Genomic DNA, 19,904 nt, shown 5'->3' on the forward strand with positions numbered 1-19,904 from the left:
TCCCATTTTCACAATTAAAATTTTCAGCTAAGTCATCCCAGCCCATTTTATAAGCAGAATACTCTTCGATTTGTTAACCTATACTTAATAGGTAACAGGTTATACTACTAACTCAAATCATAGTTTGATTCAGGTCATTAGAAACTATAGGTGATAATATAAAACTTACCTAATACTATAGTTAAATCGTCATTCAAATTAACAACTCGTTATTATTGTTAATTAACAACGACTATAAATTAACTAAAAAATAGACTTAATAACTAGGTGCGTTAACTTATATAAAAAGTGTTCAGTCATATTTCTTAGCATAGGTGTTAAATATTACACTTAGGCACAGTAGCTAACAATCAGCCTTTTCTGGAATTTTTTAAGTTCCACAAAAAGTTTGATAATTCGCATCACCTTCCTTAGGAGGCTCATACCAATGTGTATTTTCAGCTTTATAAATATAAGGATTTGATATCACTTTCAAAAATGCTTCCAGTGAAGCGCTTTTTCCAGAGTTCTCATATTCACCTATAATCATTTCGATATTATGGTTGCGTGGAATGACTGCAGGATTAACAGCACGCATCGTTTTATAACTTTGAGTAGATGTTCTTAAAAACCATTTTTTATACCATTCTTTTATATTGGCAGGTATGGTTACCGGAGACTGTAATGACTCAGTCAAAAGATTAAATGTGTTGGTATAATCCAATTTATGTTGCTTCATTAACGTCAACAATTCAGAAACAAGTATATGATCATCTCCTTCCAGGCTTTCTAAGCCCAGCTTTTTTTGCCACATAAAATTAAAGGCGTCATTGAACCGAGTTGAAAAACTATTTATAACCGTTGAAAGGTCTGTAAGCGCTTGTTTTTCGTCTTTAAATAAAAGTAATAGACTTTCAGCTAGGCGCGCACAATTCCAATTAGCAATCGTCGGCTGATTGCCAAATGCATAGCGCCCTTGGTGATCAATTGAGCTAAACACAGTATCAAAATCAAAGTTGTTCATCATAGCGCAAGGACCATAATCAATGGTTTCACCACTTATCAAGGTGTTATCAGTATTCATAACACCGTGTATAAAACCGACACGCATCCAACTTACTATCAACTCAATTTGCTTGTCTTGTACAGCTGTTAAAAAGTCGATATAGCGCTGTTCTCCAGTGCTATTAATTTCAGGAAAATGACAACAGATAGCGTAATCGACAAGCTTTTCTAATCCTTCTATATCACCCTGTGTTGCTAAGTATTGAAATGAACCAACACGGATATGGCTTTTAGCTAAACGCGTGACGACCGCACCAGGTCGAGGAGGATTTCGATATACCGTTTCACCAGTAGTCACCACAGCTAAACAGCGCGTAGTCGCGATACCTAGCGCATCAAGCGCCTCACTCATAATATACTCACGCACTGCAGGGCCAATGGCACAACGACCATCACCACCGCGTGAGAACACTGTTGCTCCTGCGCCTTTTAATTGCACATCCCACAATGTTCCATCTTGATCTGTAATAGCGCCAAGCAAATGCGCCCTGCCATCACCAAGACGCGGTGAAAAATGACCAAACTGATGACCTGAGTAACCAAGTGCAACCGGTGCCACGGCGTTATCTATCGCTGAACCAGATAGCAATTTAGCTAAGAATTCGCTGTCGTGATTAATCGCAAAATTATCAGCGAGCTTGTCATTGAAGAGCAGCAATTGCGGCTCAGCAACGGCGCTCGGCATATCTTCAATAGCGAGCAGTTCACTAATATCTGTGTATCGAGTTTGCAGTTTCATAACTGTCCTTAACGTGTGGCTACACCTACGCGGTTATCACCTACCCCATAGGCCACAAGCTGACTAAGTGCTTGCAGGCTATAGCCACTTTGCTGTTGTAGTTCATTGAAAAAATCTTGCGCTGCTTGTAACGATTTTTTAGTTTGTAAGCCGCCGTCTATCAACTCGTGGGCACGCAAGTAGGTTTCTACATCGCGAGAAAGTAAAAAGGTATCTTTACCAAGCGCTCGCAAAGCGTAAGGGCCTGTATTTCCCCCTAAACGCGCACCATGTTTTTTAAGATAGGCCCACAAGCCAATAATATTGTCAGTTGGCCAATCCGCAATAAATTGGCTGAAGCTGCCATGTTTTTCGGCAACTTCGTGGATCATGTACGCATTTTCAGGGATCGTTTGTACTTTTTTAAAATTACGAACAATTCGCTCGTCACTGGCTTTTTGCTCAAGCATATCTGGCGGCATCATCAACAGTTTCTCTACACTGAAATCCCAAAACACGTCGCGAAAACCTGCCCACTTGTTATTAATAACAGACCAATAAAAGCCACTTTGAAAAACTTTGCGCGTGAACTCTTCTAACCATAAATCGTCATGTATTTTGGCAATATCAGTATCATCGAGCGGGTTTGATAACAGTGCATGCAGCATTTCTTCGCTGCCCTTTCGAGATACGGCTCGTTGATAAATATCGTTAAATTTTTCCATCATTTTTCCAATTTATTTGGTTAACGCTAAGTGTACGTAAAAACACGCTTATACGTAACCATGTTGCAAAATCGGTCACTAAAAAACAAATCCTTCGTCTTGACACCTAGATGGCTAAAATGCTTTAATCGCCGAATATACCCTATTTAACTATGTTGGCTTTAACCTTTAAAGCGAGCATAAAGGGCTGGAAGAGGTGCGTTATTCAGGTAGCGTATGGGAAGAGCACAGACTCTGTTGATCATACGTGAGGGGAATTAACGCCGAGAAGTAACACCGTTTGTGAGGTGCTTATTTCGGGCGACTGGGCTGAATCCCAGCGACTGTCACCAACAATAGCAAATTGCTATTGATTAGTTTGGTGGAGAGCTTCTGGTCTTAGTATAATAAGGCCGTCGCGTCTTTATTATTTTAAGCCCATTCGCTCTTCGAATTATACCTTGTTCGAACGACGACATGCGGCTCCATTCAAATGTTCCCGCATAAACTCTTCGAATACCTTATAAGTTCGTGAGAGATGATCAACAATTTTGATTTAAACGACTATCCATTATGGACAGCGCTTGTCACGCCATTTTCTGAATCTGGCGAGGTCGATTACACGGCCCTTGAACAACTAGTGGCTGAGCAGCAAGATGCAAATAACGGCATTTTATTGCTTGGCAGTACCGGTGAAGGACTGGCGCTTTCACTTAAAGAGCAACAAGCCATTGTTGAGCATGTTTGCCAATTAGCACCGAGAGTACCACTCATGGTTGCTGTGGGCGGTATGAACCTTAAGCAACAAATTGCTTGGGTTGAATACTGCAATCAACTACCTATTCATGGCTATCTATTGGGCTCACCTCTGTATGCAAAGCCAGGGGTTGTTGGCCAAACACATTGGTTTGAAAGCCTACTTAACGCAAGTCATCACCCTTGTATGTTGTATAACGTACCAGGAAGAAGTGCAGTTGAGATTGCACCGCAGGTGATCAAAAACCTTGCTGAGCACAAAAACCTTTGGGCTTTAAAAGAAGCCAGTGGCGACATTAGTAAATTTGAAGGTTTTAGAACGGCATCACCAACTCTGGCCATTTTCAGTGGCGATGATGCACTTATGCCATATTTTGCTCAAGCTGGTGCAAAAGGTTTAGTGTCGGTTGCCGCGAATGCTTGGCCGAGTCAAACCCATGAGTTTGTTAAACGCAGTTTAAGTGGTCAATACCCAAATCTATTCACCGATTGGTCGCAAGCAATCCAAAGTTTGTTCGCTGTGGCAAATCCAATCCCCGTAAAAGTACTGATGCACCTGCAAGGTAAAATAAATACCCCGCATTTACGTCCGCCGCTTACGCATTTAGAGCTTGAGCAAACAGACAGCATCACCCACGCAAACAACACAATTTTATCTTGGAACTAAAAACAGGTTTTATCATGAGCTGGTTAGAATTATTAAACAACTTAGAATCAGGCGCAGTTCGCGCAGCGACACAAGACGAGAACGGCAACTGGCACGCCAATGTAGAAGTTAAACAAGGCATTTTAGAAGCTTTCAAAAATGGCACAAATACTGAGTTCCCAGGTGGTTTTGTTGATAAGCACAACTTGGCACCACAAGGCTTTGCAGCCGATGCAGGCGTGCGTATGGTACCAGGTGGTAGCAGTGTTCGTCGGGGCGCACACGTTGCTAAAGGCACGATTATTATGCCACCAGCGTATGTAAATATTGGTGCATTCATCGACGAAGGCACGATGGTCGACAGCCACGCACTAGTGGGTTCATGTGCACAAGTAGGTAAAAATGTTCACCTAAGTGCAGCAGTACAATTAGGTGGTGTACTTGAACCAATTGGTGCCAGCCCAGTAGTGATTGAAGATGATGCATTCATCGGCGCAGGCTGCGTTATTGTTGAAGGTGTGGTTGTGAAAAAAGGGGCTGTGCTTGCGCCGGGTGTGCGCTTATCGGCAACCATTCCTGTTTACGATTGTGTGAATGAGCGCCAGCTAGACAAAGGTGAAGCAATCCCAGAAAACGCGATTGTAATCCCAGGTTCTCGCCCAGCTTCAAATGCATGGGCTCGCGAGCAAGGCCTAAGCATGTCTTGTGCATTGATCGTGAAATACCGTGACGAACAAAGCGATGCATCATTACTGTTAGAAGAGGTTTTACGTTAATGAGCTTTTTGAGCACGCCCATCAAGCAAGCGGTTGAACACGTTTCAACGCATCTTGATACGCCATTTTTTGTCTATGATTTAGATAAATTAACTGCACATTTAAAGCAACTAACTGCGCAAACCGATGTGAAACTTTGGTATGCCGTTAAGGCCAACCCACTGTCTCGCATTATTCAATGTTTAGACAGCGCAGGGTTTAACTTTGATGTTGCAAGTAAAGGTGAACTTGAGCAAGTACTTGCTCAAGGCATCGATAGCGAGCGCGTGCTCAACACAGGGCCTGCAAAGAGCCCTAAACAAATTTCACATTTTATTGCTCGCGGCGTACGTACCTTCGTGGCCGAGAGCATTAACCAAGTTCGCTGGTTAAATGAGGAAGCAACAAAAGCAAATTGTCAGTTGCAAATTCTATTGCGTGTACAACTTCGTTGGCCAGACAGCGAAAAGAATCCACTTGGCGGCGATAGCCTTACTCCTTTTGGTTTAGGCTGTGATGAGTGGCAAGCACTCACTGCAAGTGATTATCCAGCTCTTAGCTTTGATGGTCTGCATATTTTCCAATGGGGCAATATGCTGAGCACTAACAAGCTCGCCGAGCTATGGCGCGCGATGATTGCGCCATTACAACAGCTAGCACGCTCATTAAATATTAACCTTCATATTCTCGATTTAGGGGGTGGCTTAGGCATTCCTTATACCCAAGATGCTAACCAACTTGATTGGTCTGCACTTATCGAGACCCTGGCGAGCATTAAAGCAGATGCTGGTGTCAAAGAGCTTTGGATGGAACTTGGCCGCTATGCGGTTGGCGAATGTGGCCATTACGCAACACCGGTTGTTGAGCGCAAAGAGAATTACAATCAACAGCAGGTGATTTTATCAGGGGGTATTAACCATTTACTTCGCCCTGCTGTAACAAGCCAAGATTTCCCTGCGGCGTTACTACGCGAATCAACGGCTGAACCTAAGGCAATGACTTTATACGGCCCGCTTTGCACCGCCCTTGATTGCTTGGGTGAACACCAATTAGCAAGCGATTTAAATGAACAAGACTGGTTGGTATTCAGCCAATGTGGGGCATATGGCTTTACCGAAAGTATGCCGTACTTTTTATGCCACGAATTAGCAGCTGAATACATCCTTGAACAAGGCAATATTGAGTGCATTCGTAGCGCTGAAGATGCCAGCTATTATTTGAGGTAATCGCCATGAGTAAAGAATTCATTAGCCAAGAGAATATTGTGGTTGGCGAGATTGCCAACGGCCTACCACTGACAATTCCTGTGTATCGCTTAAAAGGCGATGGCACAGGCCCAAACGTATATATACAAGCCAATATGCACGGTGCTGAGGTGCAAGGTAATGCAGTAATTTATCAATTGCTAGAGCAGCTAAAATCACTCAAGCTGCGTGGCGATATTACTCTAGTGCCTTATGCCAACCCAATTGGTTGTAACCAAAAGTCAGGTGAATTTACGCTAGGTCGCTTCGATCCAATTACTGGCACCAACTGGAACCGCATGTACCGCTTTAACAAAGCCTTACCATCACAAATTGCTGAACAGCACAAAGACAGTGATGATGCGACCCTTAAAGCGGCGTTTAAAGAAGCACTGGTTGCTGATATCGACAGCCAACTAACAGGCCCTGATTACAGCCTAACAACAGGTAAGCGTATTGCCCTTAACTTACAAAAGCTTGCCCATCAGGCTGATATTGTTTTAGACCTTCACACTGGGCCTATCTCAAGTCAGCACTTATATTGCCCTGAATACGCCAAAGACAGCGCGCGCTACTTCAACATCGAACATGTGTTATTGATCCCGAATGATTTTGATGGCGCGATGGATGAAGCGAGTTTCTGTCCATGGTGGTCGTTATCTGAAGAGCTTGGAAAACAAGGCCGTGAATTCGCTGTCCAAGTCGAGGCATTCACCGTTGAGCTAGGTAGCCAAGAAAAAATCGATTTAAGTGCAGCCTTTGAAGATGCAAATAGCATTTTAAGTTACCTCAACCACAAAGAGGTATTAGTTGATGCAGCGTATCAACCCAAAGCGATGACACGCTATGCCTGTATGCTCAAAGATTATATTGCTTACTACGCTCCCATGGGCGGCATGGTGGAGTACCTAGCGCCACTGGGTGGCCATATTAAAGCAGGTGAACCTATAGCCCATATTTTAAGAATGGAGCGCTACCTATCAGAACAACCATTACAAACACTCAGTTTTGATAAAGATGCAATAGCCATTTTACATTTTGCTTCAGCAAGCGTGAATCAAGGCACCGAATTATATAAGTTTTTTACCAACGTATTTGAGCTATAAGCTCATCCCTTCTCATTGCGTGAGAGTCACGGCTTAGGCCGTAACAGCAGAGTCCCAAGTTTCGCTTGGGGCTCTATTTACCTAAAAATTTAACAATTCAGTACAAGTTCACGGTTACTTATGTAAAAATCGTTATACTTATCTTAACTTCACCTCTATTCAATAAGGAAATCGCAATGGGATGGCGCACGTGGCTAGCTGTCGCTAGTTTATTTTCTGTACCTGTTATGGCGCAGACAGAAGAAACAAAAACCAATGAACAAGATGACGCGCTCGAATTAGTAAAACAATGTATTTTAAATGAAGCGATTGGTGGTGACGGTAAACAAACACTCGAAGAGCTTCGAAAAAAGTGCTCTGATTTAGATGAAAGTAAAAAACTTACAGCACTTGATAAACGAAAAGCACGCGAAGAAGTAAGTAAAAAAAACCGCAATGTAATCACGCCACATAAACGTAACTATATCTTGCCACTGTCTTACGTATCGCATCCAAATACTCGCCCTTTTGACGGTTTAAAAGATCTAGCAGAAGAAACAAATGGTGAGCCACTCGACAACCTCGAAGTAAAATATCAGCTGTCAATTAAGGTACCTATCTTTGAAGGCTTCTCAGATAAAGACCAAGGTGTGTACTTTGCGTTTACGATGCAGTCGTTTTGGCAGTTTTACAACAAAGATATCTCTTCACCATTTCGTGAAACCAACTATGAGCCAGAGGTATTCTGGATAAACTACCTTGATGAAGAAAATGTCTTATGGGGAGATGAAATGGCAATTGCGATTGGTGCATCACATCAATCAAATGGCCGAAGCCAACCGAATTCTCGTTCATGGAATCGCATTTATGCAGACTTTTTATGGGAAAAAGATGGTTTTGTGTTTAGCTTTAAACCTTGGTACCGCATCCCAGAAGATGAAAAAGAAGATGAGCTAGAAGCCAGTGGTGATGACAACCCTGATATCTATAAATACATGGGGTACTTTGAGTTTTCTGGCGCTTATCGTTATAACGAACATGAATTCAGCTTTATGACACGCAATAATCTAAACTCAGATAATCGCGGGGCAATTCAACTCGATTGGTCTTTCCCTCTTTGGGGCAGGTTACGAGGTTACGCACAGTACTTTAATGGTTATGGTGAGAGTTTGATTGATTACAACGCCGATATTGAACGCTTTGGCGTGGGTATTCTGTTAACTGACTTACTTTAAGTTTCATTTTTAGCTTGTATTAATTTAGTTGATTTTAAGTGAGAAGCAAAAAGCACTAAACAATTCTACGTTTAGTGCTTTTACATTTTAGCTTAGTTAACTATAAGTTAAGGGCATGCCCCCTGGATGCTCGCCATTGGATGGCCATGATGATCATAATAGTGGTGGGTACACGTGCCGCCACCTCCAGAAGTGCCTAATCTACCACCACCTCTTACAACTGGTATATTTCCCCAACCTAAAGGCGCACTTCCTGATCCTGCCGGAGTACCTATGGCACCACCTCCAGGGCTACTTATTGACTTTGGAAATTTTTTGTCAAACAACTCAGCTAAGCAGTTTGAAATTTGTGAAACAGAGAAATTAACTTGCTTCAATACGCCTAGAGATATACCGTCGAGTATGGTGGCATTTTTATTAAGTTCAATCCCGATAAATCCAGCACTATCTAAACTTAATTCATAGGCTACTTGATTTCGCGGATAGTTTACTGGCACGTCGGTATTTAGTGTAAAATTTTGAATGACAGTTCTATTTTCAGGGATATACTCCCACGTCCCACCAACAGAAACACCCCCAGCGCTGACCCCAAAATTAACTCCGGTGAAGCGTGTCTTGTGAAATGAGCGAGTATCTAATTGTTTTTGCCTTGCGTATTCTTGTGCACGGTTTTGAACATTCGCCATATTTCGTCCGTCAAGCATCGCATTCATAGCTTTAGCCTCAGGCGCATTGTCACAAGTCGCATTTGTTGTGTTAGCAGTACTGTATGTATTGAATTTTAATTTTTCTGTACTACTTGGCATCGTCCCTTGATTAAAGTCAGCTGTAACTTGCGCTGCGATCTCATCTAGCTGAGCATATGTATCTAGTACGTCATTAATCAAAGTATCAACTGCTGTAGGGTAGCTACTCATATCTCTAAGTGTATTTGACATATTGTAACGCGGTGTACCTTGATTACTATGCTCATTATAAAAACCGAATATTTCACGGGTAGCTTGGTTAACCACTAATACTTTATTTGTTGTTGAATAGCATTGCTCTTCACTTCCAAATACAGGATTAGGATTTCTACCAACTTGCTGGCATACAAGTTTTGGCTTTAACTTTTTCGCAATTTCTTTAGCTTCTGAATAAGTACAGTCTTTACAGATCCTAGCCTTAAAATCCTGACTAAATGCTTTCCCTGACACGCTTAGCAAAACTAAGCAGATAATAAATTTATACATAATATCAATCCCTATTTCAATGTACCCATAATCGGAACTTAAACTATAGCCAAGAAATCTAAGAGATCAACATAAAATCAACTAATGCTACATAACCACAACAAACACCCCTTCAAACTCTGCAACAACGTCGTTGCCATCAAATATAGTGACAGGCACTACATAACTGGTTTTGCCTTTTGTTTCCAGTTCGCTAAGGTTACCTTTACAAGTTTTCACATCAACACAACCTCGAGGGTCGGTATTAAGTGGTTTTAAGTATTTAATGTTAGCATCAGCTAACACGATATTTCCTTCAAAGCCTGCCTCTTTCAGCGCAAGGTAAGTTGCTCCCCACCCTGTTAAGGTCGCTAAGCTATAAATAGAGCCAGCAAACATAGTGTTGTGAAGGTTTAAGTTCGCATCTAAATCAGCGCGGGTAGTAAACTGCCAATCAGTATAACTTTCAACTTTAATACCCATCGCATCACTAATTGGAATTGATTCACGCCATGTATTTTGTAGTACTTGTGTCCAGTTTGGGTGGCGGAACCAGCCTGGTTCAGAAGGTTTTTGTTTAACCATTTTCCAGTGCTGTACGTCATCATAAGCTAAATGCGCTTTTTCTTTTAACTCATAGCCATGACGCTTATAGAAATCAAGAGCTCGCTCACGAGCAAACAACACGAGCTCATCGGCATCTTGAGTCCATGCGATTTTTTCTAATTCATGTAATAAACGGCTACCAATATGCTGATTGCGGTTACCTTCGGCTACCGCCATGTAACGTACTTGCGCTTGCTGATGATTATTAAAGTGAAGGCGTGCCACACCTAATACTTCACCATCATTATTTTTGATAAAGCGGTGCTCTGCGTCTTGTTCTAAATCATCCTGTTCAGAACCGCGCGGCTCGCCCCATGGCGCTCTTAAAACCTGCCAACGCAATGAATAATACGCTTGCCAATCTTCGCTGCTTTGTGGGGTGGTCACTTTAAACATAAATACTCCTGTGATAATTCAGCCATCTCATGTTGTTTTTTCGTGGCCTAACGAATGCAAATTACGATACGCTATCTTCCATCAAGTTGGAATAATACTTTGGTGACCTAGCCAAAATTATTATTCTTCGCTGTAAAAACTACTGCACAATTGGCACTTTAGCGAGGCTGGTCTATGCTGAAGTAATTGTCATACTTTATACATACAAAGTTAAAGGCCCGAAATATGGAACATTTTTTTGAACCCAGTGGCGCGATAAAACAGTGTTTTATTGAAGATTGCCACAGGCTCGGGCAACTTATTTATTGGCACAAGCAAGGTAGAGAGTCTATTCAAGTAAGACAAATGAATCAGTTTCGCTGGCTGTTAATTAATGAAACATTACAATCTGTAGTCGAAAAGCGCCGCCCAGCACGATTACTTTTCCCTCACTTACAGTACCTTGCAAGGCTTTGGCAAGAGTTAGAAGAACCCAACAAAATACTCGAGCTGGGGTTAGGTGGAGGTGCTATCCGAAATTATTTACAGCATACCTACCCACAAAGCCACTTAACTTCTGTTGATAAAAACCCCGATATTATTCACTGCTACAAACGTTATTTTGGTGGTCATCATGATAATAATTTACGCTGTTTCGATGCTCAGCAGGTGTTAGAGCAAGGGCATGAGTATGATTGGATTATTTTAGATTTATTCAGTGAAGTAGATGCACCATTATTTTTATTTAAACATCAATTTTATGCCAAGTTACGTGCAGCAATGGCAAAAAATGGCTTACTATTCATCAACTTTTTATCTAACCACCCATCACAACTAAAACAACTTGAGCATTTACTCATCACTGAATTTGGTAAACGCCCAAGTATTGAAAAAATTCCTAACTACGTCAATCATATTGTGATGATCACAAAGTAATCATACTGATAGGTTAAACGTTACAGGGCCATCGTTGCACAGGCTCACTTGCATGTGAGCTGCAAATTGCCCAGTCGCTACACGTAAACCAGCTTCTTTTGCTTGAGCGATAAAATACTCATATAACTCATTTGCCTGCGCTGGTGTACCTGCACTTGAAAAGCTTGGACGCATGCCCTTTTTAGTGTCAGCCGCTAGCGTAAACTGCGAAACCACTAAAAGCTCTCCCTTGATATCATTCAAACTTAAGTTCATCTTTCCTTGTTCATCGGTAAAAATGCGGTAATTAGTAACTTTATGTAAAAGCTTCTGAGCGCTTTGCTCAGTATCTTGTTTTTCCACACCTAATAGCAGCAAAATACCTTGTGAAATTTCACCCACTACCTCGCCTGCCACTTCAACTTTCGCTTGTGTAACTCTTTGAATTAAGCCTTGCATTGATCCCTCGATAACTTGATATACATTAAATCTGCGGCACGTCGCATTGCCGCCAAATATACCTGATTATCACTGCTGTGCCCAATGCCATCTAATATCAACAATTGCGCATTGAGCTGCTCTGCTAATTGCTGCACCGCACTGTAACGACACACCAAATCAGCTCGACCATGAATAAACCAAGTAGGAATATGTGCCAATATATCACTGTGTTTCGTAATATAGCGATCCTCAATAAAGCAACGATGACGAAAGTAGTGAACCATTAATCGTGCTTGATTCAGTGCTGAGTGGGGTTCAGATATACACCAGCTTGTACATGGCTCGGCGTGACATAAAACCTGCTCCCAATGACACCATCTTTTTGCATACTTATTAGCATTTATTTGGTCTTCACTACTAAGCTGGCATTGATAAAAATCTAATAGCTGCGACCAATCGCGTAGTTCTCCTGCAAATTCTCTATAGCTTTCTGGGTAAAATTGGGCGCCTGCACCTTGTTGTGAATACAACCATGCAAAATCACTTTCACAGGCTAAGAAACTAGCTCGTAAAAGCAGCCCTGCAACGGATTCAGGATGACTAATAGCATAAAGCAAAGCCAATGTTGCCCCCCAAGATTCACCACTAACAAGCCACTTTTTAACGCCAAGTTGGATACGTAAAAATTCAAGATCAGAGATCAAATCCTGTGTCGTATTCGCTTGCGTATCGTGAGGTGTAGAGTGACCGCATCCTCGCTGACTAAACATGATTACACGATAGCGCTGAAGATCAAAAAATCGGCAGTTTTCAGAACATAGTCCAGAACCAGGCCCCCCATGACAGACAACGACAGCAATGCCACTGGGCTCTCCGAATTCCTGAACATGAATTTGATGACCATCCCCTACACTCAGATGATAGTCGCGGTTAGCTACGTATTGTGGATGAAACTGCACCTCGTTCTCCTTAGGTGCAGTCAGTTTAGATATCTATATCAGGGGTGTCTTCAATATTTTCTGGGCTGATACAGACCGTAAACTCTGCACCGAGTAATACAACAATCCACGACAAATATACCCATACAAACAAAATAGGAATGGTCGCCAGGGCCCCATAAATAACTTCATAGGATGGGAAATGACTGATATACAGTGCAAAGCCTTTTTTAGTCAGCTCGAACAACATAGCTGCAAATAAAGCCCCTGGTATTGCCGCTCTAAATGGAACTCGTGTGTTAGGTACTAAAGTATAGAGCATAATAAAGCCCACCATAGAAATAACGTAAGGTAAAAGCTTTAATAAGAATCCACTAAAACCGGGGATTCCTTGATCAGCAAACGACACTAACGACACAATATAAGAAGTCACGCCAATACTTGCGCCCAATAACACAGGCCCTAAGCTTAAAACCATCCAATACACGGCAAAAGAAATCATCATCGGCCGTTTTTTCTTAATTCGCCAAATACGATTGAGAGTGGCATCGACATTTCTAATCAATAACAACGACACAGCAGCTAAAAAGCCCACACCAACTGCCGTCATCTTATTTGCGTTACCAGCAAAAGAACTGATATGCTCCTTAATCACATCGGTCGATGTGGGAACTAAGTTAGTAAATAGAAAGTTTTCGATTGTCACTAAGGTACTCTCAAACCCAGGAAATGCAGAAAATATCGCCACGCCTACGGCAACAAGTGGCACAATCGATAGCAAGGTCACATACGCCAAATAGCCAGCATTAACCGTAATTTGATCATCGATACATCGCGTCAAATACTGCATCCACCAACCAGGTTGCTGCTTTAGGAAAATACTTATTTGCAGCTTATAACGACTGAGCTTCTCATCCATAGAATCAACTTTCTGCTAAAATGTTTTGATAATCATAGCAATCCGCCACATAATTTGAAATGACAGGCATCCAAAAAGGGAACTCAATGAAAAAACTGACACTTTTAAGCGCACCACTATTTGCAGTTACCATGGCATTATCAGGCTGTCAGTCAGCTTATTATTCAGCCATGGAGTCTGTAGGTGTCCATAAGCGCGATATTTTAGTTGACCGTGTTGAAGAAACTAAAGAGTCTCAACAAGAGTCACAAGAAGAATTTCAATCAGCATTAGAGAGGCTGACCACATTAATCAACTTTGATGGTGGCGAACTACAAGATGCCTACAACCAACTCAATGATGATTATGAATCAAGCCTTGCAGCTGCGAATCAAGTAACCACCAACATCAACAAAGTTGAAGATGTAGCCGAAGCGCTATTCGATGAATGGAGCGATGAGCTTGAACAATATAAAAGCGCTTCTCTAAAGCGTGAAAGCAGCAAAAAGCTTAATGCAACCAAGCGCCAATTTGACCAACTGTTACGCTCAATGCGCAGTGCTGAAAGTAAAATGGAGCCTGTATTAACATCGCTTCACGATAACGTACTGTACCTAAAGCATAATCTTAATGCACAAGCTGTAACAGCTATCAAAGGCGAGTTTACGAATCTAAAACGCGACATCAAAATTTTAATGGATGACATGAATAAGTCGATTGAAGACTCAAATAAATTCATTGAGCAAATGAATAAAGCAAGCTAGTCATCTTACGCACATTTCACTAAGCCTACTTAAACGTAGGCTTTTTTATGTAACCTCTTGTTACTTTTTAATGATTTATCTTAAATCTTATTTTGCTAAACTCATGGCAAAGAATAAAAAGTAAGCATGTTATGCATTTAAAAACACTTCCTACACTTATCGCCGCTGCACTTTTAGCAGCTTGTAGCAACTCTAACACTGTTAATGTTATTGCTGGCGAAGGTACGATTACCCCGTTAAAAACCGAAGGAGAGCAGGCAGGTCGTTACCATAACCTTTACCCCGGTGACAAAGAATACCCAACAACTTGCACCGACAATTGCTATGAAACGTCTGAACTGCTTGTATGCAACGACAGCAACTCACAATGCCACTATCAAAGCGAACAAATAGTACCTAAAGTCGATTCAGGCTTTACAGTTCGCTGGTTGGGTCATGCAGGCTTTTATATTCAATCACCCAGTGGTGAGCAGTTGTTGTTTGACCCCGTTAAGGATCAGTTTGATTCACCTGTAGACTTGGCCTTCAAACTCGCAGGCGGTATCTATCGCAAACCTGGTTTTTGGCCAACAAAAGTAGAGCTGGATGGCCTAGATGCGGTGATGTATTCACACATTCATTATGATCATTTTAACAAAGCGGATATAGAAGAAATTGGCAATGGCCCACGCTATTTAGTGCCTTTAGGATTTGCAGATAACTTTCCTACCGGTGGTTTTACTATCTCAGAGATGGCGTGGTACGCAAGCACTAAAATTAATGATTTAACGATTCATGCCGTGCCAGCTCACCACTTTAGCAGCCGTATCTTAGTGCCTTTGATTTATGAAGATCACAATAAAGATTTATGGAATGGTTGGTTACTCGAACAAAACGGAAAAACCTTATTTTTCGCTGGCGATACCGGTTACTCAAAACATTTTCAGGATATTAAACAAAAATACGGCGAAATTGATGTATGTTTGATGCCGATAGCGTCCTATTACCACCAAGAAAGCGGCAAATGGTATCGCTATGTACACACAACACCTGAAGATGCGTTAAATGCAGCTGAGGAGCTAAGCTGTAAAGTGATGATCCCATGGGGGTATGGTAACTCAAGCTGGCAAATGGGCGACCATTCTAGTCACTCTGCATTACTGCGATTACTGCACATGCAAAAGGCCATGAGCAGCCAAGTTCCTCTATACATATTGAATGAAGGTGAGCAAGTGTCATTGTAGTAAGGTCTTGCCCCTATCAATCTAGCACACTAAAGCGGTTAGACTTTCGTCTCTTTTATTAAACTGTGCAGTAAGTCTAATCGTTTATGTAATTGTTTATTTTCATGGTACTGGGCAATACTTACATTAAAAATCATTAGTAAAATAAAGTAGAAAACAGGCTGGTCAATCGTTTCAGGAAAGAAGTATTGCACAACTAAAAGCGTGAAAATAAAACTTGCATACTTACTGATAATAGACCACCACTTAGGCCTGAGCGCATCTATTTTCTCATTGATGGATTCATTTCGCTGCATCTGAGAAAAAGCAATTTGCGCGTCCATTTGCTCCTTGTCCATTAAATCGATTCCTTTGTTTTTGTAGGCAGCCTTATTTTACAAGTTAAAGGTTGGAGCTAGAAGCTCTATTTTTCTTTATTTTAAAGGCCTAAAAAAACCGCCGTATTTTTCAATACGGCGGTTTATATTTTTTGTAACTAAAAGACGTTATTAGTCTTTAGCTGCACGGCTCGCACGTTTACGGTCACTTTCAGTTAAGTGACGTTTACGAATACGAATGTTCTCAGGTGTCACTTCCACTAACTCGTCATCATCGATGAACTCAATCGCTTGCTCAAGCGTGTAGTTTAGTGGTGGTACCAGTGTTTGTGCTTCATCAGTACCAGATGCACGAACGTTTGTAAGTTGCTTACCTTTAAGTGCGTTTACAGTTAGGTCGTTATCACGGCTATGGATACCGATAACCATACCTTCGTATACTTCAACACCATGACCGATGAATAGCTTACCACGGTCTTGTAAGTTGAATAACGCGTTAGTAAGTGCTTTACCCGTTGCGTTCGCAATCATTACACCATTCTTACGTGCACCAATAGTACCGCCTTTGTGTGGACCATAGTGATCGAATGTATGGTAAAGAAGACCAGAACCAGAGGTTAATGTCATAAATTCAGTTTGGAAACCAATTAAGCCACGGCTTGGGATCATAAAGTCCATACGTACACGGCCTTTACCATCTGGAGACATGTCTGTTAGTTCACCTTTACGAAGACCGATTTGTTCCATGATAGAACCTTGGTGCTCTTCTTGACAGTCGATTGTAAGAGTTTCGTATGGCTCTTCTTTTTGACCATCAACTTCACGTAAAATTACTTGTGGACGAGATACAGCAAGCTCGTAACCTTCACGACGCATGTTCTCGATTAAGATACCTAAGTGTAATTCACCACGACCAGAAACACGGAAGCTATCAGGGTTGTCAGTTTCTTCAACACGTAACGCAACGTTGTGAACAAGCTCAGCTTGTAAACGCTCAAGGATGTTACGTGAAGTTACGAATTTACCTTCTTTACCAGCAAATGGTGATGTATTTACAGAGAACGTCATTGTTACTGTAGGCTCATCAACGCTTAGTGGTGGTAATGCTTCAACGGTATTTACATCACAGATAGTGTCTGAAATTTTCAGCTCACCAAGACCTGTGATAGCAATGATGTCACCCGCGCCCGCAGATTCTGCTTCGTGACGCTCAAGACCTAAGTAACTCATTACTTGGCCAACTTTACCGTTACGCTTAGTACCGTCTGCACTAACAATCGTTACTTGTTGGTTAGGACGAACAGTACCGCGCTTGATACGACCTACACCGATAACACCGATGTATGAGTTGTAGTCAAGCTGAGAAATTTGCATTTGGAAAGCACCTTCAGGATCTGCATCCGGTGGAGATACTTCGTCAACGATCATCTGGAACATAGGTTCCATGTTGTCAGATGGCGTGTCTAAATCCATTGTTGCCCAGCCGTTGATAGCTGATGCATAGATTACTTTAAAGTCTAACTGTTCGTCAGTTGCACCTAGGTTATCGAATAAATCGAAAACTTGGTCCATAACCCAGTCAGGACGTGCACCTGGTTTGTCGATTTTGTTGATAACAACAATCGGCGTTAAACCTTGTGCGAATGCTTTTTGCGTTACGAAACGCGTTTGTGGCATTGGACCTTCTTGAGCATCAACAAGTAGTAATACTGAGTCAGCCATCGAAAGTACGCGTTCTACTTCACCACCGAAGTCGGCGTGTCCTGGGGTGTCTACGATATTGATATGGTAGTCATTCCAAGAGATAGCTGTATTTTTAGCTAAAATGGTAATACCACGCTCTTTCTCAATGTCGTTTGAGTCCATTACGCGCTCTTCGTTACCGCCGCGCGTTTCTAATGTGCCTGATTGCTCAAGCAGTTTATCAACCAAAGTTGTTTTACCGTGGTCAACGTGGGCGATAATCGCTATATTTCTTAACTTTTCGATGCTCATATTTTTTCTCAGAGAAATTGAATCTCATTGATCCTGCAAGATCTACGCACTCATCTGAGTTTTCACCAGATGTCCCAGCATAGGATTTAAAAGGGCGCATATTATCCCTTAATAATGGCATGGATGAAAGTTTATCCAATATAAATTTATAAACTTTCTTCAGGCTTTTTCTAAGTATCTGTTTTATAAATGACAAATTTATGAAATTTATTCATTTCAAATAGTAAAAACTGGCGATATTCTGAGTAATGAGCCATATTTTGAGAGTAAATTAAGCGCAGAGTTCAACGATTAGGTATGTTCAATTTATGTGCATTTGGCATCGTGAAAAAGTAATGCACCATAATGAAACTTTTACGCACCAAAATTGTGCAAAAAGTTTTAACAAAACCCTATTCTATTTTTTTTTATAAGCCTAAACAACACGTTAAAAATATGGCATGAAATCAGCTTATATAAAACAAAAGCAATAATGCAGCAAAAATAAAACCCAACAATTGGAGGACACATGTCACAATCGGTTTTAGATTTTATCAAAGAAAATGACGTTAAGTTCATTGATTTACGCTTTACTGATACCAAAGGTAAAGAACAGCATGTTTCTATTCCTCATCACCAAATTGATGAAGAGTTCTTTGAAGATGGCAAAATGTTTGACGGTTCTTCAATTGCTGGCTGGAAAGGCATCAATGAATCAGACATGGTACTAATGCCTGTACCTGAGTCTGCTAAAATGGACCCATTTTCTGAAGAAGCTACTTTAATCGTACGTTGTGACGTTGTTGAGCCTTCAACACTTCAAGGTTACGAGCGTGATCCACGTTCTGTTGCAAAGCGCGCTGAAGAATACATGCGTTCAACAGGTATCGCTGACACTGTTTTATTCGGCCCAGAGCCAGAGTTCTTCCTATTTGATGATGTAAAATACAAATCAGACATGTCTGGTTCTATGTACAAAATTGATGATATCGAAGCTGCATGGAACTCAGATAAAGACTACGAAGGCGGCAATAAAGGTCATCGTCCAGGTGTTAAAGGTGGCTACTTCCCATGTTCACCTATTGATTCATCACACGACTGGCGTTCAGCTACATGTTTAGTTCTTGAAGAACTAGGCCAAGTTGTAGAAGCTCACCACCACGAAGTTGCAACTGCGGGTCAAAACGAAATCGCAACACGCTTTAATACCATGGTATTAAAAGCAGACGAAATCCAAGAGATGAAATATGTTATCCATAACATGGCTCACCTTTATGGTAAGACAGCAACCTTCATGCCTAAGCCACTTGTAGGTGATAACGGTTCTGGTATGCACTGTCACCAATCTTTAGGTAAAGATGGTGTAAACATCTTCGCTGGTGACAAATACGCGGGTCTTTCTGAAGAAGCACTTTACTACATCGGTGGTATCATCAAGCACGCTAAAGCAATCAACGCATTCGCTAACGCGTCAACTAACTCGTACAAACGTCTAGTACCAGGCTTCGAAGCACCAGTAATGCTTGCATACTCTGCACGTAACCGTTCTGCTTCAATCCGTATCCCTGTGGTACCGTCTGCAAAAGCACGTCGTATCGAGGTACGTTTCCCTGATCCAACAGCTAACCCATACCTAGCATTCTCAGCAATGCTTATGGCTGGCCTTGACGGTATCAAAAACAAGATCCACCCTGGCGACGCTATGGATAAAGATTTATACGACTTACCAGCTGAAGAAGCTGCTGAGATCCCACAAGTTGCCTCTTCACTGAGCGAAGCACTTGCTTCTTTAGACGCTGACCGTGAGTTCTTAACCCAAGGTGGTGTATTCACTGACGATCTAATCGATGCATACATCTCACTGAAGAACAAAGAAGTTGAAAAGCTTAACATGACAACTCACCCAGTTGAGTTTGAAATGTACTACAGCGTGTAATTACGCTGTAGCAGAATTATCTATATCAGATAATAAATGTGTGTTCTCAAGCCCGCTTTGCGGGCTTTTTTAATGGTAATTCGACGTATTCTCCTCTACAGTTTTAAATAGATTAAGAA

The 19,904-nt window shown here is 41.5% G+C and carries 18 protein-coding genes and 1 riboswitch; of the genes, 9 read left to right on the forward strand and 9 right to left on the reverse strand.

Annotated elements, in window-relative coordinates:
• Positions 1 to 370 precede the first annotated feature (370 nt).
• Both L3V38_RS14715 and L3V38_RS14720 read right to left on the reverse strand, forming a co-directional pair.
• The gene (locus L3V38_RS14715; protein WP_237119856.1) at positions 371 to 1,783 is read right to left on the reverse strand and encodes a protein adenylyltransferase SelO family protein; all 1,413 of its coding nucleotides are present in this window, start codon (positions 1,781 to 1,783) and stop codon (positions 371 to 373) included.
• An 8-nt stretch (positions 1,784 to 1,791) separates the two neighbouring features.
• A complete protein-coding gene (locus L3V38_RS14720; RefSeq protein WP_237119857.1) occupies positions 1,792 to 2,487 on the reverse strand; it encodes a DNA-3-methyladenine glycosylase I in 696 nt (231 codons plus the stop codon).
• 183 nt (positions 2,488 to 2,670) lie between these two features.
• A riboswitch (Lysine riboswitch) is annotated at positions 2,671 to 2,867 on the forward strand.
• A gap of 137 nt (positions 2,868 to 3,004) precedes the next feature.
• On the opposite strand from L3V38_RS14720, the gene dapA reads away from it, so the two are divergent.
• From dapA to L3V38_RS14745, 5 genes are all read left to right on the forward strand, one after another.
• Entirely contained in the window at positions 3,005 to 3,889 is an 885-nt protein-coding gene (dapA, locus tag L3V38_RS14725; RefSeq protein ID WP_130151503.1) for a 4-hydroxy-tetrahydrodipicolinate synthase, read from the forward strand.
• A gap of 14 nt (positions 3,890 to 3,903) precedes the next feature.
• The gene (locus tag L3V38_RS14730) at positions 3,904 to 4,644 is read left to right on the forward strand and encodes a 2,3,4,5-tetrahydropyridine-2,6-dicarboxylate N-succinyltransferase (protein WP_054552405.1); all 741 of its coding nucleotides are present in this window, start codon (positions 3,904 to 3,906) and stop codon (positions 4,642 to 4,644) included.
• The gene (locus tag L3V38_RS14735; protein WP_237119858.1) at positions 4,644 to 5,849 is read left to right on the forward strand and encodes a PLP-dependent decarboxylase; all 1,206 of its coding nucleotides are present in this window, start codon (positions 4,644 to 4,646) and stop codon (positions 5,847 to 5,849) included. The genes L3V38_RS14730 and L3V38_RS14735 overlap by 1 nt, the downstream gene beginning before the upstream one ends.
• 5 nt (positions 5,850 to 5,854) lie before the next feature.
• Positions 5,855 to 6,973, forward strand: coding sequence for a succinylglutamate desuccinylase/aspartoacylase family protein (locus L3V38_RS14740; protein ID WP_237119859.1), 1,119 nt, complete (start codon positions 5,855 to 5,857; stop codon positions 6,971 to 6,973).
• A 176-nt stretch (positions 6,974 to 7,149) separates the two neighbouring features.
• Complete coding sequence (locus tag L3V38_RS14745) at positions 7,150 to 8,187, forward strand: phospholipase A (RefSeq protein ID WP_130151500.1); 1,038 nt, start codon at positions 7,150 to 7,152, stop codon at positions 8,185 to 8,187.
• A gap of 107 nt (positions 8,188 to 8,294) precedes the next feature.
• Here L3V38_RS14745 and L3V38_RS14750 read toward each other — a convergent pair whose 3' ends face one another.
• Entirely contained in the window at positions 8,295 to 9,419 is a 1,125-nt protein-coding gene (locus L3V38_RS14750) for a hypothetical protein (RefSeq protein ID WP_237119860.1), read from the reverse strand.
• A gap of 87 nt (positions 9,420 to 9,506) precedes the next feature.
• Positions 9,507 to 10,400 carry a bifunctional GNAT family N-acetyltransferase/hotdog fold thioesterase gene (locus tag L3V38_RS14755; protein WP_237119861.1) on the reverse strand — a complete coding sequence of 298 codons (894 nt, stop codon included), beginning with the start codon at positions 10,398 to 10,400 and terminating at the stop codon, positions 9,507 to 9,509.
• A 225-nt stretch (positions 10,401 to 10,625) separates the two neighbouring features.
• Here L3V38_RS14755 and L3V38_RS14760 point away from each other — a divergent pair, with 225 nt between their 5' ends.
• A complete protein-coding gene (locus L3V38_RS14760; RefSeq protein WP_130151497.1) occupies positions 10,626 to 11,315 on the forward strand; it encodes an SAM-dependent methyltransferase in 690 nt (229 codons plus the stop codon).
• Here L3V38_RS14760 and dtd read toward each other — a convergent pair whose 3' ends face one another.
• The 3 genes from dtd to L3V38_RS14775 are packed head-to-tail and all read right to left on the reverse strand — an operon-like array spanning position 11,316 to position 13,592.
• A complete protein-coding gene (gene dtd / locus L3V38_RS14765; protein WP_237119862.1) occupies positions 11,316 to 11,753 on the reverse strand; it encodes a D-aminoacyl-tRNA deacylase in 438 nt (145 codons plus the stop codon).
• Positions 11,741 to 12,694, reverse strand: coding sequence for an alpha/beta fold hydrolase (locus L3V38_RS14770; RefSeq protein WP_237119863.1), 954 nt, complete (start codon positions 12,692 to 12,694; stop codon positions 11,741 to 11,743). The genes dtd and L3V38_RS14770 overlap by 13 nt, the downstream gene beginning before the upstream one ends.
• Positions 12,695 to 12,719: 25 nt before the next feature.
• On the reverse strand, positions 12,720 to 13,592 hold the full coding sequence (locus L3V38_RS14775) for a virulence factor BrkB family protein (protein WP_130151494.1): 873 nt from the start codon (positions 13,590 to 13,592) through the stop codon (positions 12,720 to 12,722).
• 86 nt (positions 13,593 to 13,678) lie between these two features.
• Here L3V38_RS14775 and L3V38_RS14780 point away from each other — a divergent pair, with 86 nt between their 5' ends.
• Positions 13,679 to 14,335, forward strand: a complete 657-nt coding sequence (locus tag L3V38_RS14780; RefSeq protein ID WP_062568226.1) for a DUF2959 domain-containing protein — start codon at positions 13,679 to 13,681, stop codon at positions 14,333 to 14,335.
• Positions 14,336 to 14,466: 131 nt separating this feature from the next.
• Positions 14,467 to 15,558 carry an MBL fold metallo-hydrolase gene (locus L3V38_RS14785; protein WP_237119864.1) on the forward strand — a complete coding sequence of 364 codons (1,092 nt, stop codon included), beginning with the start codon at positions 14,467 to 14,469 and terminating at the stop codon, positions 15,556 to 15,558.
• A gap of 38 nt (positions 15,559 to 15,596) precedes the next feature.
• Here the strand turns inward: L3V38_RS14785 and L3V38_RS14790 are convergent, their stop codons facing one another.
• Both L3V38_RS14790 and typA read right to left on the reverse strand, forming a co-directional pair.
• On the reverse strand, positions 15,597 to 15,896 hold the full coding sequence (locus L3V38_RS14790) for a hypothetical protein (RefSeq protein ID WP_237119865.1): 300 nt from the start codon (positions 15,894 to 15,896) through the stop codon (positions 15,597 to 15,599).
• A 150-nt stretch (positions 15,897 to 16,046) separates the two neighbouring features.
• On the reverse strand, positions 16,047 to 17,870 hold the full coding sequence (gene typA, locus L3V38_RS14795; protein WP_237119866.1) for a translational GTPase TypA: 1,824 nt from the start codon (positions 17,868 to 17,870) through the stop codon (positions 16,047 to 16,049).
• 508 nt (positions 17,871 to 18,378) lie between these two features.
• Here typA and glnA point away from each other — a divergent pair.
• A complete protein-coding gene (gene glnA, locus L3V38_RS14800; RefSeq protein WP_062568222.1) occupies positions 18,379 to 19,785 on the forward strand; it encodes a glutamate--ammonia ligase in 1,407 nt (468 codons plus the stop codon).
• Positions 19,786 to 19,904 lie beyond the last annotated feature (119 nt).

The organism is Pseudoalteromonas sp. L1, from assembly GCF_021728095.1.
Lineage (GTDB): Bacteria > Pseudomonadota > Gammaproteobacteria > Enterobacterales > Alteromonadaceae > Pseudoalteromonas.

Bases quoted from the DNA above. Each gene is read 5' to 3' on its own strand.
- L3V38_RS14715 (WP_237119856.1), bottom strand. From the start codon at position 1,783: ATGAAACTGCAAACTCGATACACAGATATTAGTGAACTGCTCGCTATT.
- L3V38_RS14720 (WP_237119857.1), bottom strand. From the start codon at position 2,487: ATGGAAAAATTTAACGATATTTATCAACGAGCCGTATCTCGAAAGGGC.
- dapA (WP_130151503.1), top strand. From the start codon at position 3,005: ATGATCAACAATTTTGATTTAAACGACTATCCATTATGGACAGCGCTT.
- L3V38_RS14730 (WP_054552405.1), top strand. From the start codon at position 3,904: ATGAGCTGGTTAGAATTATTAAACAACTTAGAATCAGGCGCAGTTCGC.
- L3V38_RS14735 (WP_237119858.1), top strand. From the start codon at position 4,644: ATGAGCTTTTTGAGCACGCCCATCAAGCAAGCGGTTGAACACGTTTCA.
- L3V38_RS14740 (WP_237119859.1), top strand. From the start codon at position 5,855: ATGAGTAAAGAATTCATTAGCCAAGAGAATATTGTGGTTGGCGAGATT.
- L3V38_RS14745 (WP_130151500.1), top strand. From the start codon at position 7,150: ATGGGATGGCGCACGTGGCTAGCTGTCGCTAGTTTATTTTCTGTACCT.
- L3V38_RS14750 (WP_237119860.1), bottom strand. From the start codon at position 9,419: ATGTATAAATTTATTATCTGCTTAGTTTTGCTAAGCGTGTCAGGGAAA.
- L3V38_RS14755 (WP_237119861.1), bottom strand. From the start codon at position 10,400: ATGTTTAAAGTGACCACCCCACAAAGCAGCGAAGATTGGCAAGCGTAT.
- L3V38_RS14760 (WP_130151497.1), top strand. From the start codon at position 10,626: ATGGAACATTTTTTTGAACCCAGTGGCGCGATAAAACAGTGTTTTATT.
- dtd (WP_237119862.1), bottom strand. From the start codon at position 11,753: ATGCAAGGCTTAATTCAAAGAGTTACACAAGCGAAAGTTGAAGTGGCA.
- L3V38_RS14775 (WP_130151494.1), bottom strand. From the start codon at position 13,592: ATGGATGAGAAGCTCAGTCGTTATAAGCTGCAAATAAGTATTTTCCTA.
- L3V38_RS14780 (WP_062568226.1), top strand. From the start codon at position 13,679: ATGAAAAAACTGACACTTTTAAGCGCACCACTATTTGCAGTTACCATG.
- L3V38_RS14785 (WP_237119864.1), top strand. From the start codon at position 14,467: ATGCATTTAAAAACACTTCCTACACTTATCGCCGCTGCACTTTTAGCA.
- L3V38_RS14790 (WP_237119865.1), bottom strand. From the start codon at position 15,896: ATGGACAAGGAGCAAATGGACGCGCAAATTGCTTTTTCTCAGATGCAG.
- typA (WP_237119866.1), bottom strand. From the start codon at position 17,870: ATGAGCATCGAAAAGTTAAGAAATATAGCGATTATCGCCCACGTTGAC.
- glnA (WP_062568222.1), top strand. From the start codon at position 18,379: ATGTCACAATCGGTTTTAGATTTTATCAAAGAAAATGACGTTAAGTTC.